The sequence below is a fragment of the Candidatus Dormiibacterota bacterium genome (genome assembly GCA_035544955.1).
Lineage (GTDB): Bacteria > Chloroflexota > Dormibacteria > CF-121 > CF-121 > CF-13.
In genome coordinates this window covers 203,001-215,744 of the sequence record DASZZN010000012.1, presented here as the reverse complement: position 1 = coordinate 215,744, position 12,744 = coordinate 203,001, and the positions used below count along the sequence as shown (strand labels likewise).

The 12,744-nt window shown below is 66.0% G+C and carries 15 protein-coding genes; 5 read left to right on the top strand and 10 right to left on the bottom strand.

Going from position 1 to position 12,744, the window contains the following annotated elements; genetic code table 11:
* Nucleotides 1-9: 9 nt before the first annotated feature.
* Nucleotides 10-609, bottom strand: coding sequence for a hypothetical protein (locus tag VHK65_05085; protein HVS05524.1), 600 nt, complete (start codon nt 607-609; stop codon nt 10-12).
* The gene (gene nth / locus VHK65_05080) at nt 566-1,315 is read right to left on the bottom strand and encodes an endonuclease III (GenBank protein ID HVS05523.1); all 750 of its coding nucleotides are present in this window, start codon (nt 1,313-1,315) and stop codon (nt 566-568) included. Before nth ends, VHK65_05085 begins: the two co-directional genes overlap by 44 nt.
* Before the next feature lie 79 nt (nt 1,316-1,394).
* On the opposite strand from nth, the gene VHK65_05075 reads away from it, so the two are divergent.
* The 3 genes from VHK65_05075 to VHK65_05065 all read left to right on the top strand — a co-directional run bounded on the left by VHK65_05075 (nt 1,395) and on the right by VHK65_05065 (nt 5,271).
* Nucleotides 1,395-4,106 (top strand): response regulator, encoded by a 2,712-nt coding sequence (locus tag VHK65_05075; GenBank protein HVS05522.1) that lies wholly within the window; start codon nt 1,395-1,397, stop codon nt 4,104-4,106.
* The gene (locus VHK65_05070; protein ID HVS05521.1) at nt 4,103-4,495 is read left to right on the top strand and encodes a response regulator; all 393 of its coding nucleotides are present in this window, start codon (nt 4,103-4,105) and stop codon (nt 4,493-4,495) included. The genes VHK65_05075 and VHK65_05070 overlap by 4 nt, the downstream gene beginning before the upstream one ends.
* A gap of 86 nt (nt 4,496-4,581) precedes the next feature.
* Nucleotides 4,582-5,271, top strand: coding sequence for a sortase (locus VHK65_05065; GenBank protein ID HVS05520.1), 690 nt, complete (start codon nt 4,582-4,584; stop codon nt 5,269-5,271).
* A 9-nt stretch (nt 5,272-5,280) separates the two neighbouring features.
* Here VHK65_05065 and VHK65_05060 read toward each other — a convergent pair whose 3' ends face one another.
* Both VHK65_05060 and VHK65_05055 read right to left on the bottom strand, forming a co-directional pair.
* Nucleotides 5,281-5,580, bottom strand: a complete 300-nt coding sequence (locus tag VHK65_05060) for a hypothetical protein (protein ID HVS05519.1) — start codon at nt 5,578-5,580, stop codon at nt 5,281-5,283.
* Nucleotides 5,577-6,755, bottom strand: a complete 1,179-nt coding sequence (locus VHK65_05055; GenBank protein ID HVS05518.1) for a CpaF family protein — start codon at nt 6,753-6,755, stop codon at nt 5,577-5,579. The genes VHK65_05060 and VHK65_05055 overlap by 4 nt, the downstream gene beginning before the upstream one ends.
* Nucleotides 6,756-6,994: 239 nt before the next feature.
* Between VHK65_05055 and VHK65_05050 the strand changes: the two genes are divergently transcribed.
* Nucleotides 6,995-7,588, top strand: coding sequence for a DUF5666 domain-containing protein (locus VHK65_05050; GenBank protein HVS05517.1), 594 nt, complete (start codon nt 6,995-6,997; stop codon nt 7,586-7,588).
* Nucleotides 7,589-7,638: 50 nt separating this feature from the next.
* Here VHK65_05050 and pdxH read toward each other — a convergent pair whose 3' ends face one another.
* Nucleotides 7,639-8,238 carry a pyridoxamine 5'-phosphate oxidase gene (gene pdxH / locus VHK65_05045; GenBank protein HVS05516.1) on the bottom strand — a complete coding sequence of 200 codons (600 nt, stop codon included), beginning with the start codon at nt 8,236-8,238 and terminating at the stop codon, nt 7,639-7,641.
* A 142-nt stretch (nt 8,239-8,380) separates the two neighbouring features.
* Here pdxH and VHK65_05040 point away from each other — a divergent pair, with 142 nt between their 5' ends.
* Nucleotides 8,381-9,304 carry an aldose 1-epimerase family protein gene (locus VHK65_05040; GenBank protein ID HVS05515.1) on the top strand — a complete coding sequence of 308 codons (924 nt, stop codon included), beginning with the start codon at nt 8,381-8,383 and terminating at the stop codon, nt 9,302-9,304.
* Between the two features lie 28 nt (nt 9,305-9,332).
* Here the strand turns inward: VHK65_05040 and VHK65_05035 are convergent, their stop codons facing one another.
* Genes VHK65_05035 through grpE form a run of 5 tightly spaced genes read right to left on the bottom strand, consistent with a single transcriptional unit; the run spans nt 9,333 to nt 12,744 of the window.
* Nucleotides 9,333-10,517 (bottom strand): MarP family serine protease, encoded by a 1,185-nt coding sequence (locus tag VHK65_05035; GenBank protein HVS05514.1) that lies wholly within the window; start codon nt 10,515-10,517, stop codon nt 9,333-9,335.
* Nucleotides 10,517-10,783, bottom strand: a complete 267-nt coding sequence (locus tag VHK65_05030) for a 2Fe-2S iron-sulfur cluster-binding protein (GenBank protein ID HVS05513.1) — start codon at nt 10,781-10,783, stop codon at nt 10,517-10,519. The genes VHK65_05035 and VHK65_05030 overlap by 1 nt, the downstream gene beginning before the upstream one ends.
* On the bottom strand, nt 10,783-10,980 hold the full coding sequence (locus VHK65_05025) for a hypothetical protein (GenBank protein ID HVS05512.1): 198 nt from the start codon (nt 10,978-10,980) through the stop codon (nt 10,783-10,785). The genes VHK65_05030 and VHK65_05025 overlap by 1 nt, the downstream gene beginning before the upstream one ends.
* Before the next feature lie 27 nt (nt 10,981-11,007).
* On the bottom strand, nt 11,008-12,129 hold the full coding sequence (gene dnaJ, locus VHK65_05020) for a molecular chaperone DnaJ (GenBank protein HVS05511.1): 1,122 nt from the start codon (nt 12,127-12,129) through the stop codon (nt 11,008-11,010).
* A 9-nt stretch (nt 12,130-12,138) separates the two neighbouring features.
* On the bottom strand, nt 12,139-12,744 hold the full coding sequence (gene grpE, locus VHK65_05015) for a nucleotide exchange factor GrpE (GenBank protein HVS05510.1): 606 nt from the start codon (nt 12,742-12,744) through the stop codon (nt 12,139-12,141).

The window sequence follows — 12,744 nt, the reverse complement described above, 5'->3', positions numbered from 1 at the left end:
GTAGTTGGCTTACGGCGAGCGGCGACCGCTCGAGCTCAGATTGAGGACGAGCATGACGGCGCCCAACGCGATGATGATCACCCCGAGGACGACGCCGGCATTGTGGTCGAACTGGTAGCCGCCGATGCCGATGACGCCTTCGAAGAAGGCGGCACCCAGGAGGAACAGAACCAGCGCGATACCCATCAGCCGTGTCCCGGCGCGGACGTTCCCAGGGCGGCGAGCGGTCAAGCCATATAGGATCATGCCCAGGCCGATCGCGCCCGGGAAGACCACCGCCCAGGCGTAGGCCCAGCTCTCGTAGTGATCGGTCGCATCCTGGAAGAGAAGGATTAGTCCCGTGACGGTGATGATGCTGCCGAGGATGGCAAGGCCCTCGCTGACGGCTCCGCTCGCGGTCAGGGCGACAAAAAGAATGACAAGACCGGGGACGATGACGAAGAACGGCCAGCCATAGTGTCCGATGTCGACATGCACGAACTGACCTGCTAGCAGGATCGCCCCGATCAGGACGAACAGCCCGCCCACCACCGTCGACTGACGGCGTCCTCGACGCGGCGGCTGGCTAACGACCGCGCCCGGGGCGTTTGCGGGTGGTCCCTCGGCCATGCGCCAACCTTACGCTGGCCGCCGTCGCCGTCAAGGGCCGGCGGCCGCCCTTGGTTCCCACGGTGGATGACGGGCAGAAGTCGTTCAGCACACACTCGGGGCAGCGGGGAGTCCGGGCGAGGCAGATCCGGCGGCCATGCAGGATCAAGCGCAGGCTGAACCCGGTCCACTCCTCCGGTGGCAACATCCTCGTCACCTCGGCTTCGATCTTGACCGGATCGGTGCTTTTGGTCAGGCCGAGGCGCCGCGTCAGCCGCTTGACGTGGGTGTCGACGGCGAACCCGGGGATGCCGAAGGCGACGCCGAGCACAACATTCGCGGTCTTGCGACCGACGCCGGGCAGCGTGACGAGATCCTCGATGCGCGGTGGCACCTCGCCATGGAAGCGCTCGACGAGGGCTGCACTGGCGCCGATGATCGTTTTGGCCTTCACGTGGAAGAACCCGGTGGGCCGGATCATCGCCTCGACCTCCACCGGATTGGCATGGGCCAGCGCGGCGGCGTCCGGGTATCGGGCGAAGAGTGCCGGCGTGACGGAATTGACGGATCGATCGGTGGTCTGCGCCGACAGGATGGTCGCGACCAGCATCTGGAAGGCATTCGTGTGCTCCAGCTCGGAGACCGCCGGGTAGAGCGTCTTGAGTCGCTCCGCCGCCAGGCGTGCGCGATCCTTCGCGGTCATGCGTGCTTTGCGCGGCTCTGGCATAGGTTCAGCGTAACGATCCGGTGACGGCGTACGTGCGAGTGGCGCGCAAAGTTGATCTTGGCAAGCCGTTACTCGCGATGTGGGCGCGCCCTCGGCCGACGCCGGCCGGTCCTCGATGCACAGCCTGCGCTGGTACATCAGCGTGGGCTTCCTCATGGTCGGGGTTGGCCCCCTGGTCTTCTTCGGCGCCCAGCGAATCTCGGCGCTCTTCACTACCCAGAACAGCAGCATCCAGCAGAAGCACGAGCCGATGGCGGAAAGCCTGGCGCAGGCGATTTACGGCTACCTGCTGGATCAGACCTCGGCGCTGCAGAGCACGGCGTCCCAGGTCGAGTCCGACAACGACTCGGACATCCCTCACCTGAATGACTCGACCTTCAACCCGACGCACCTGAACCAGGAGCTGGCCGCCGCCCACTCCGCCCAACCCGCGCTGCTCCAGCTCTACGTGGGGAACCTGGCGGGACGAGCGGTCGCCGCGGCGCCGCCGGCCGGCGTCGGCGTCGACTACGCCGATTGGAACTATGTCAAGGACGTGCTCAACCCCGGCCGAATTGGACCCAAGTACTCAGACGTCGTGCGCTCCAAAGGCGATTCCAGCGTGGCCGCGGTCGTCATTGCCGTTCCCATCCTCGACACGGGCCGCCACCTGGTCGGGTTTCTCGCCGGCACGGTGAACCTCTCGGAGGTTCAGCGCCTGTCGACCTACAGCCGGATCGGCGTGAACGGCCAGGCGGTGGTGGTCGACCGTCGCGGCCGGGTGATTGCGCATCCGCGTGACGACTGGCGGCTCGAGGCCAAGGATCTCTCCTCGTCGGCCATCTTCCAGCAGTCGCTGGGGCAGGAAACGGGCGTGAGCTGGTACACCGACCCCGACGGGAACGTCCCGCGGGCCGCCGGCTTCGCCACGGTGCCGGTCGTCGCCTGGAAGGTTTGGGTGTCTCAGCCGGTCGCCGAGCTTCGCTCCGAGCTGACCCCATTGATCCAGAGCACGGTCGAATGGCTGGTGGTGGCCATCGTGCTGGCGCTGGTGCTCGGCTTCCTCGGCGCCGCCTGGATCACCCGCCCGGTCGATGAGCTCAACCGGGCTGCCAGCCGGATCGCCTCGGGCGACTTCGTAACCCCGCTCAAGGTGCGCGAACAGTTCGCGGCGAAAGAGCTGCGCGCCCTCGCCCACACCTTCAACCAGATGGCCCACCGCCTCAGCGGCGCCTACCAGACGCTCGAGGAGAAGGTCTCGCAGCGGACCTCGGAGCTCCAGGCGGCCAATCAGGAGCTCGAACGCGCCAACAAGCTGAAGTCTGAGTTTCTCGCCAACGTGTCGCACGAGCTGCGTACGCCGCTGTCGGCGATCATCGGCTTCTCCCAGATCCTACTCGACGGGATCGACGGGCCGGTCAACGAGGACCAGCATCAAGACATCCTGCAGGTCAACAAGAGCGGGCAATCATTGCTCGCCCTGATCAACCAGATCCTCGATCTGAGCAAGATCGAGGCCGGCAAGATGGACCTTACGCTGGAGCGGGTCGAGCTGCCCGGCCTGATCACTTCGATGCTGGAGAGCATGAGCCCGCTCGCCCAGGAGAAGGGGCTGCGAATCGACACCCGTTTCGGACCAGGGTTGCCCGCGGTCGAGGCCGATGCCGCGCGGCTCAAACAAATCCTGATCAACCTGCTCTCCAACGCCGTGAAGTTCACCGAGCGCGGCCACATCGAGATCAGTGCGCAGCCGTCCGGCCGCATGGTGCGGATCGCCGTCAAGGACACCGGCATCGGGATTTCAAGCGAGTCGCAGCGAGTCATCTTCGATGAATTCGTCCAGGGTGATGGCAGCAGCACGCGGCGGCACGGTGGCACAGGTCTCGGCCTGAGCATCGTGCGCAAGCTGGTCGAGATGCACGGCGGCGCGATCACGGTCATTAGCGAGCCTGGACTGGGCAGCACATTCACCTTTACCGTGCCGGCCTGGGCGGCGGGAACGGCCGCGGCCGGACCGGCTCAACGACGCCCTCTGCGCCGCCCGAATCAGGGGCTGTCCGGGACTGTCATCCTGGTCGTGGACGACGACGCCAGTGTCCGGCAGCTGATTTGCCGCCACCTCGAGCAGGAAGGCTGGAAGACTGTGCAGGCATCGAACGCCGCGGACGCGCTGCAGCTCGCGCGCGAAAGCCGGCCGATGCTGATCACCCTCGACATCATGATGCCGGACGCGTCCGGCTGGTGGGTGCTCGAGAAACTCAAGGAAGATCCGCAAACGGCTGGCATCCCCGTCCTGGTGGTCACGATCGTCGAGGACCAGCGGCTGGTGTTCGCGTTGGGCGCCTCGGACTATCTGGGCAAACCCTACGATCGCGGCGCGCTGATCGCGAAGATCCACCGCCTGTTGCCGACGCTCGCGGGCCGGCGGGTACTCGTGGTCGACGATGATCCTGAGGCGCGCACGATGCTCACCAAGATCCTCAAGGAGGAGCAAGCTGAGGTGATCGCCGCAGCCAGTGGCGATGAGGGGATGGCGCTGATCGCGCAATCGCCGCCCGATCTCGTCCTCCTGGACCTGATGATGCCCGGCATGAGTGGCTTCGAGATGGTCGCCCGCTTGCGTGCCCAGCCCGCGGCCGCTGGCATCCCCGTCATGATCGTCAGCGCCAAGGAGTTGACGGCCGAAGACGTGCTCACCCTGAATGGACATATCCAGCGATTCGTGGCGAAGGGAACGATCGAACCGGAAGGCCTGACCAACGCGGTTCGCCAGATGTTGGGTCAGAGTAAAACGCAAGGAGCCGCCGCATGAACCAACTGATCCTCGTGGTCGAAGACGACGCGACAATGCAAAAGATGGCGCTCAAGATCCTGCGCTCGCGCGGCTTCCGCAGCGAGCTCGCGCGCAACGGCCGTGAAGCCGTGGCGATGGCGGGGGTGCTCAAGCCTGCGCTGATCCTCATGGACCTCTCCCTCCCGGAGATGAACGGCTGGGAGGCCACCCGGGCGCTCAAGGCGGACCCGACGCTGGCGCACATCCCTGTGGTGGCGATCACCGCCCACGCCATGGTGGGTGACCGGGAGACCGCGATCGCGGCGGGGTGTGCCGAATGCCTCACCAAGCCGTATGAGCTCGACGAGCTGATCGCGCTGGTCGAGCGCTACGTCGGTCCGGCACAGGCCCAGGCGAAGATCGCGTAACTCGCCGTCACTCTCCGTGTCTGACCGGCGCGTGACGATCATGTAAACGGCGCAAACCTAGGCGCCGCGCGCGCGTTGCCCGACCCATGGCCGCTCTTTTGCGCCGCTGGCGCGCCCCCCTGCTCGGCGGCGTCGCTGTCTGGCTCCTGAGCTTTCCGCTCCTCACGTCACACCCCGCTCCGATCACCATGGCGGCGGCCGCCAATCCTGTCCAGCGCGCCTCAAGTGACGCAGCGCACCGTGGGCTGCTCAAGCAGGAGCTCAAGGAGGAGCAAGCCCTGGCCGCGTTGCAAGTGCTGGCCACGGCGGCCGCCAGCCCGATGCCGCTGGTTGCGGCGCCAGTCGCAAGTGCCATCCAGCCCGTCGCGCCGCCTGCGCCTAAGCCCCGGCCGGCGCCGGTCGCCCGGGCCAACACCATCGTCATTCCGCGGCTCGGTCTCAGCCAACCCGTCGGTTGGTACAGCGACTGCCTGGGACGGGCGCCGGTTCCGCGGTGGGGCACCTGGCGCTGGAGTTGCGCCGGAGCCAACAACATCTACGTGATGGCGCACAATCCGGGAGTCTTCACGCCGATCCTGGGGCTGCACGCCGGCGATATCGTTCTCTACGGCGATCCGTCGGGCCGAGTCCACACCTACCGGGTCAGCTCGACGACCATCGTGGCTAATACGCAGATGTGGCCGCTGGGCGCGACCCCAAGCTCGTCCCTGACGCTGCAGACGTGCTGGACCTGGGACGGCACCCGCGACTTCATCGTCCGCGCGGTCGAGATCTAGTCGACTGAGCTAGGCGGCCTTTCTCTCGAGCAAGTCGCGGCAGCGGTCGAGCCAGCGCGTCAGCAGCCGCTCTTCCTCCTGCAGCTCGGCCATCTTTCCAGGGTACTGGTCGATGTTGGCATGCAGGTGGTTGAAGCGATCGCGTGTGAGCGGGTCTGTCCCAAAGATCTGCTTGAGCGCCTGCGCTCGCTGGTGCTCGCGGGTCAGTTCGGCCATCTGCTCCTGGACCCGGTCGAGCTCGCCCCGCATATCGGCCGCGATGTCGCGCACGATCTCCGTGTCGATCGGCTCCGGTTGTACAAGTTTCATCGACGCACCCCCAGTGTGAAGTCCGGCGCTTTGCGATCGGGATAGAGGGCGGCCAGCGCTGGCGTGAGCGCCACCTTCTTGGAATAGATCTTGGCCATGGCGGTCGGACGGATCCCCGTCGGGCTGAGCTTGCCCTGGATCTTTCCGTTTCCATCGACACCCGTTTCCTCGAAGAGGAAGACATCCTGCAGCGTGATCGTGTCGCCCTCGCGACCGACGATCTCGGTGATGTTCATGATGCGGCGTGATCCGTCGCGCAGTCGTGACTGCTGGACGATCAGGTGGATCGCCGAGGCGATCTGCTCGCGGATGGCTCGCTGTGGCAGGTCGACGCCGGACATGAGGACCAGCGTTTCCAGCCGGGCCAGCGTGTCGCGCGGCGAGTTGGCATGGATGGTCGTCAGCGAGCCGTCGTGCCCGGTGTTCATCGCTTGCAGCATGTCGAGCGCCTCGCCGCTGCGGCACTCCCCGATCACGATCCGGTCCGGCCGCATGCGGAGCGCGTTGACGACGAGTTCCCGGATACTGACGCGTCCGGTGCCGTCGGCCCGCGCCGGCCGCGACTCGAGACGGACCTTGTGGGGCTGGCGGAGCTGGAGCTCCGCGGCATCCTCGATGGTGACCACCCGTTCGGTGTCCGGGATGAATGACGACAGGACGTTCAGCGTCGTGGTCTTGCCCGAGCCGGTGCCGCCGGCCACCAGGATGTTGAAGTGAGCCTTCACGCAGGCTTCCAGAAAGCCCGCCGCCTCTGCCGTGAGCGAGCCGAAATTGATCAGGTCCTGGACCGTGTACGGATCCCGCGCGAACTTTCGAATGGTCAGCGACGCGCCGTCGATGGCCAGGGGCGGAATGATGGCGTTGACCCGCGAGCCGTCCGGGAGGCGGCAGTCGACCATCGGTGACTCCTCGTCGATCCGGCGCCCGACGAAGGCGGCGATCTCGCGAATCACCCGGATCAGCTCGGCGTCGCTGGCGAACTGGACGTCCACCGGGCTGAGCTGACCCTTGCGCTCGACGTACACCTGGTTCGGCCCGTTGACCATGATCTCGCTGATGGTGTCGTCGTTCAGCAGCTCGGTAATGGGACCGTAGTCGCGGCCCGCGAGAGCACTCAGCAGGTCTTCAACTGGCAAGTCCGGCTCGGCGAGGTGAAAGGTGACAGCCGAACCCATTACGGTCGACGATACGGTCGCAAGGCTACGGCGGACCTAACAGGAGTTCGACCTTTCGCGGACGTTAACCCGACTGTCAAATCGGGGCCCGGGAATGGTCGCGAGCCGGCTAATAACCGTGAAGATCAGGCTCGAAAGAGGCTCTCAGCGCTGTCTCAGCAGGTGCCGCCGACGGTCTCATCCGGCGGCGCGACACTGGCCCTATCGAAATCGTCGAAAACACAGGAGGCGTTTTAGAAATGATCGGCAAGGTATTCGCAGGAATCGCGACAGCGGGCATTTTGGCGGCCGTGCTGGCCACGGGCGCCATGGCGGCGCCGGCGGCAACAGCGGCGGCGAACCCGGCCAAGGCACAGCGGCCGGCAGCGAAGGACGTGTTCGGCGGGACGGTCACCGCGATCAGTGCGACACAGCTGACCGTGAAGAATGCGAAGGCAGGCAGCAAGACGTTCCTCTCCACGGATAAGACGGTGGTGATCATCGCTGGCCGGACCGCACACTGGTCTGAGATCGAAGTCAACAGCCACGTCGCCGTTCGGTTCGAAGCGCATGATGGCAAGCTTTACGCGAAGCGGATTCGCATCGGCCGCGCGCACCTCGCCGGGAAAGTCGAAAACGTCACCGGCAACGTGATCACGATTCGCACTCGCGACGGCAAGGACGTCAAGCTGACCGTCAACAACAGCACGAAGTATTTCGAAATCCTCGGGAAGCATCAGCGCAAAGCCGGTTCGCTCAACGACATCAAGGCCGGGATGCGGCTGAGCGGAGCGGGCACCTACGACGCGAGCCACAACTTCGACGCCGCGACCATCGCCTACCGCAACAAGTAACCCCCTCCTTCCTCAAGAGCCCCGGTGCACTCACCGGGGCTCCGTCGTTTTTAGGGGGCGAGCCGTTCGATTCGCCAGCTACCTGTCGCTTGCCGCGAGTAGCGAATGCGATCGTGCAGGCGGTTCTCGCGGTGCAGCCAGAACTCGATCGATTGCGGAATGACCCTGTATCCACCCCAGTTCTGCGGCAAAGGCACGGGACCGTCTTTATACCGCTTGCTCAGGGCTGCAACCGAATCGTCCAGGACGATCCGGTTCGGAATCACCTGGCTCTGCGGCGACGCCAGGGCACTCAGCTGGCTCGCCAGCGGGCGGTTGTGGAAGTAGGCCGTCGATTCCTCGGCCGACTGCTTGGCGACGGGGCCCGCGACGCGCACCTGCCGCCCCAGCTTCGGCCAGTAGACGACCAGCGCCGCCCGCGGGTTCTCGGCCAGCTCGCGCCCCTTCTGGCTGTCGTAGTTGGTGAAGAAGCCAAAGCCTCGCTCGTCAACACCTCGGAGGAGCACCATGCGCGCCGAAGGCTCACCCGATCGCGTGCTGGTGGCGAGCGTCATGGCCTCGGGAAGGATCTCGCCGGCCGCGACCGCGTCAGCGAACCACGCGGCGAATTGCTTCAGTGGGTCCGCGTCGACGGTGTCTTCCGCGAGCAGCGCCGGCTCGGCTATGGAAGCAACCCGTGCGACCAGCGGACATTACCGTCACTATCCACGGGCGCGTGCTGGCGGGCGATCACCCAGCCGCCGGCAGAGAGCGAGAGCTTGAGGCGCGCCACCATCCTATTATCCGGTGGCAGTGTCCGCCATTCCACCCTCTGGGCAGCAGTTTATCCTGACTTCCGGCGATCAGCGCGCGGTCGTGACCGAAGTGGGAGCCGGGCTCCGTGCCTACACGGTCGGCGACCGTGATGTCGTGGACGGTTTTCCGGAGAACGAAATGGCCACCATCGGTCGTGGGCAGGTTCTGCTCCCTTGGCCCAGCCGGATCGAGGATGGCCAGTACGAATTTGCCGGCCGGATGCACCAGACGCCGATCTCCGAGCCGGCGCGGCACAACGCCCTGCACGGCCTGACCCGCTGGCTGAACTGGACCGCCGTCGAACAGACCGGGGACCGGGTGCTGATCTCGCTCGTCCTCCATCCGCAGGATGGGTATCCGTTCACGCTCCGCCTCGACGTCGATTACCGCCTTTCGGCCGGCGGCCTTGCCATCCGGACCACCGCGACCAACGTCGGACAGCAGGCCGCCCCCTACGGTGCCGGACACCATCCCTACTTCACGGTCGGGACCCTGATCGACCAGGCGCTACTGAAGATGCCGGCGCTGATGCGGCTCGAATTGAACGACCGGCTCATCCCGACGGGACGCGTGCTCCCGAATGGCGGGACGGCGTACGACTTCCTGGAACTGCGGGCGATCGGGGCCTTGAGGATGGATACGGCTTTCGCCAACCTGGTTGCGGACAGCGATGGACTGATCCGGGTTCACCTCCAGGCTCCGGCGGGCGACCCCCGGATCACGCTCTGGATGGACCCGGCCTACAAGTTTCTGATGGTCTACACGCCGGACGCGATCCCGGACCGGGCTCGGCGGAGGCACAGCATTGCCATCGAACCCATGACGTGTGCTCCGAACGCCTTCCGCAGCGGCGACGGCCTGATCATTCTCCAGCCCGGCGAATCGTGGAGCGGCAGTTGGGGAATTTTTGCGCTAACTTAGGCGCTCGACGTAGCGGGTCGCCGTCCGGCTACATCGCGCAGGGGCCGACCGACGAAACGGGCTCGGTCCGTCCCTGGGCCTGGTCGATATCGGGTTGCACCTCGGCATCGGTCAGGGCGTATGCCGTCCCCTGCTGGCTGGTGGAGGCGGCGAAGATGACACCAACGACGTTGCCATCGATATCGACCAACGGGCCGCCCGAATTGCCTGGGAGCACGTCGGCCTGCACGATCCAGATGTGCCGCACGACGAGATTTTGTCCGTAGATATCGCGGCCCTCCGCCTGCACCTCACCGTTGACCACGGCGGGACTCACCTTCTCGTCGCCGCCACCCGGGTAGCCGATCGCGGCCCCCTGGGTGCCCGGCCGCGCGGCAGCCTCGTTGATGGGCGCCAGCGCCAGCCGCGGCACATAGAGGATCGCCACGTCGCGCTCGGGGTCGAAGACGACGACCCGCGCATCGAGGAGCGTCCCCGTCGTGGGACCCTGCACCTTGGTGTGCTGGGTCCCCGCCACCACGTGGGCGTTCGTCAACACCAAACCGGGACCGACCGGAAAACCACTGCCGTAGACAATGCCGCCGCAGCCGAGGCCCCGGATCCTCAGGGTTTCCGAAGCCGCAGCCTTGATGCCGGCCGTGTTGACGGAGGCGGGCAGCGGCAGGGGGGATGGGGCAATCGGCTCCAGCCCGGCAAATGCGGCCGAAAAGTTGACCCCGGATACGATCGTCTCGACGCGCGCCAGGAAAGCGGGCGGCTTGGGAAACACGGAATCCAGAGTCCGCAGGATGGCGGAACGCTGAATGGCGCTCGCCACCTGGGGGGTGGGACCGCCCTTGAGGCTCAGTCCGAGGAACCAGGACACGGAGAGCAGCGCAACCGCGGAGAAGGCGGCGCCGGCGTAGCTGTCGATCCGGCCACTTTCTGGGTGCGCCAACAGTCGAAGTCGGATCGGCTCGCCGACCCAGTAGCCGACGCTGCTGCCGATAGCGCCGAGCACGATCAGGACCAGCACCGCCCCCACCGACTTCACCGTCGAATCGGTGATGTTCAGCGCGTCCATCAGGAGCGGCGCCAGGGCGGCGCCGATGACGACGCCGATCACGAGGCCGGCATATTGCGCCAGCGAGAGCCAGAAGCCGCGACGATAGCCACTGGCGATGGCGAAGACGAGCGCCACCAGGATGAGGAGATCGATGATGGTGAAGCGCATCAGGCGTGGATGCGAAGGTCGCTTCGAGGCTTAGCGACACAGATGAGCGCGTAGCCCTCGGCAAGCTCCTCGTTGCTGATCAACCACGCCTCGGTCTGGTCGATGATGCCATCGACCTTGACCATGCAGGTCTTGCAGCGGCCTTTCCGGCAGTCGTAGGCGAGCGGGAGACCGGCCCGCAGCCCGGCTCCAAGAATGCCTTCGTTCTCGGCCACGTCGACCGTCGTCCCGCTTCTCACGAAGGTGACGTGGAAGGTGCGCGCCATCAGCGGCTCCTGATGGCCGTGATGACGCGAAAGAGATACTCGCTCGCAGCCACCAGGACGAGCAACACCCCAACCGCCACCAGTCGCGGCCGCAGCCAGCTCCGGTAAAAACTGCCGCGCCAGGCTGGGCCGAGCAGGAGCGCGAGCGCGATGCCGGCCACGGCGATCAACAGGGCAATACGAAACGCGGTCGACACCGGGCTAGTCTAAGGGTCTCGCTTTCGCTACTCGAGACCGATGACGTGCTTGAACTTGTCGAAAAAGCCCTTCTCGATGTGTTGCGGCTTGCCGCTGACACCGCCCAGCTGGCGTAGTGCCTGCTTCTGTTCCTCGGTCAAGTTGGTGGGAATGACCACCCGCACAAAGACCAACTGATCACCGCGACGTCCCGTGCGCACGTGTGGGACGCCGCGGCCATGGATTCGGATCGTCTTCCCGTACTGCGTGCCGGGCGGAATCTCGATGCGCTCCGGCCCGTCTACGGTCGGGATTTCGACCGTGTCGCCCAGCGCGGCCTGCGCCACGCTCAAGGGCAGCTCGTAGACGACATCGGTGCCGTTCCGCTTCAACACCGCATGGGGTTTGACCTGGATGACGATGTACAGGTCACCCGGGCCGCCACCGCGCGGGCCAACCTGGCCTTCACCGGTCAGCCGGATCTGCGAGCCGCTGTCGACGCCCGCTGGAATGTTCACGCGAACCTTCTTTTCCCCGGGCCGGTGTCCGCTGCCTCCGCAGGCCCGGCAGGGCTTCTCGATCACCTTGCCCTCGCCGTTGCAGCGGGGGCAGGCGGCGACGTTGACGATCTGCCCGAAGATCGACTGGGTAGCGCGCCGTACCTGGCCGGCGCCGCGGCATTGCGGGCAGGTCTGTGGCGAGGTGCCCGCCTCGGCGCCACTTCCGTTGCAGGCCTCGCACGGCTCGGCCCGCGGAATGGTCAGCTCGCGCTCGACGCCGAAGACCGCCTCCTCGAAGGTCAGCCGCAGGTCGAGACGAAGATCATCGCCACGGCGCGGTCCACTGCGCGCACGTCCGCCGGCCGCAGCGCCAAAGAACATGTCGAAGATATCGTTGATGCCGCCGAAGCCGGCACCCCCGAAATCGAAGCCCGGCATGCCCTGGGTGCCGGCGTGGCCGAAGCTGTCATAGCGCTGACGCTTGGCCTGGTCGCTGAGGACCTCGTAGGCCTCGTTGACCTCCTTGAAGCGGGCTTCGGACTGCGGGTCGTTGGGATTGCGGTCGGGGTGGAACTGGAGCGCCAGCTTCCGATAGGCGCGCTTCAGCTCTTCGGCGCTGGCAGTCCGAGAAACGCCGAGGACCTCGTAGTAATCCCGCTTGATCGCCATAGACGAGTACTAGGACTTTAACGCGCGAGGGTGAGCAACCTTGACCAGCGTCGGCCGGAGGACCCGCTCGTGGAGCCGGTAACCGGGCTGCATTTCCTCGACGATCGTGCCTTCTTCGTGCTCGTCGGTCTCCTCGCGGGCAATCGCCTCGTGCTTCGACGGATCGAACTTTTCGCCGACGGCCGGTATGGGCGAAACGCCCTGCGCCTGCAAGGTGTCCTCGAACTGGCGCACGACCATGCGGAGGCCGTCGAACCAGTTGCGGTCGCTTCCTTCGGGCGCATGGTCCAACGCGCGACGGAGATTGTCGAGGATGGGCAGCAGCTTGCGCAGCAGTTCCTCGTTGGCATACTGCGTGCGGTCGGCCAGCTCCACCCGGGTGCGGCGCTTGTAGTTCTCGAAGTCGGCGGCGAGCCGCTGATAGCGGGCGAAGTTCGCCTGCGCCTCGTCGCGCGCCGCCTGGAGCTCGGGATCAACGGACTGCGGGACCGCCTGCTCGGCATCGACCGCTGAGCTGGCCCTGGAGTCGACGACGCCAGGGTGGCTATTCTGCCCGCCTGGCTCCGGCTGGTCGGGTGATCGGTGCTGAGGTGGCATGTCTTGCTTTTTACCCAT

Bases quoted from the DNA above. Each gene is read 5' to 3' on its own strand.
- grpE (HVS05510.1), bottom strand. From the start codon at position 12,744: ATGGGTAAAAAGCAAGACATGCCACCTCAGCACCGATCACCCGACCAG.
- VHK65_05060 (HVS05519.1), bottom strand. From the start codon at position 5,580: ATGAAACTTGTACAACCGGAGCCGATCGACACGGAGATCGTGCGCGAC.
- dnaJ (HVS05511.1), bottom strand. From the start codon at position 12,129: ATGGCGATCAAGCGGGATTACTACGAGGTCCTCGGCGTTTCTCGGACT.
- VHK65_05035 (HVS05514.1), bottom strand. From the start codon at position 10,517: ATGCGCTTCACCATCATCGATCTCCTCATCCTGGTGGCGCTCGTCTTC.
- VHK65_05085 (HVS05524.1), bottom strand. From the start codon at position 609: ATGGCCGAGGGACCACCCGCAAACGCCCCGGGCGCGGTCGTTAGCCAG.
- VHK65_05065 (HVS05520.1), top strand. From the start codon at position 4,582: ATGGCCGCTCTTTTGCGCCGCTGGCGCGCCCCCCTGCTCGGCGGCGTC.
- nth (HVS05523.1), bottom strand. From the start codon at position 1,315: ATGCCAGAGCCGCGCAAAGCACGCATGACCGCGAAGGATCGCGCACGC.
- VHK65_05030 (HVS05513.1), bottom strand. From the start codon at position 10,783: ATGGCGCGCACCTTCCACGTCACCTTCGTGAGAAGCGGGACGACGGTC.
- VHK65_05050 (HVS05517.1), top strand. From the start codon at position 6,995: ATGATCGGCAAGGTATTCGCAGGAATCGCGACAGCGGGCATTTTGGCG.
- VHK65_05055 (HVS05518.1), bottom strand. From the start codon at position 6,755: ATGGGTTCGGCTGTCACCTTTCACCTCGCCGAGCCGGACTTGCCAGTT.
- VHK65_05070 (HVS05521.1), top strand. From the start codon at position 4,103: ATGAACCAACTGATCCTCGTGGTCGAAGACGACGCGACAATGCAAAAG.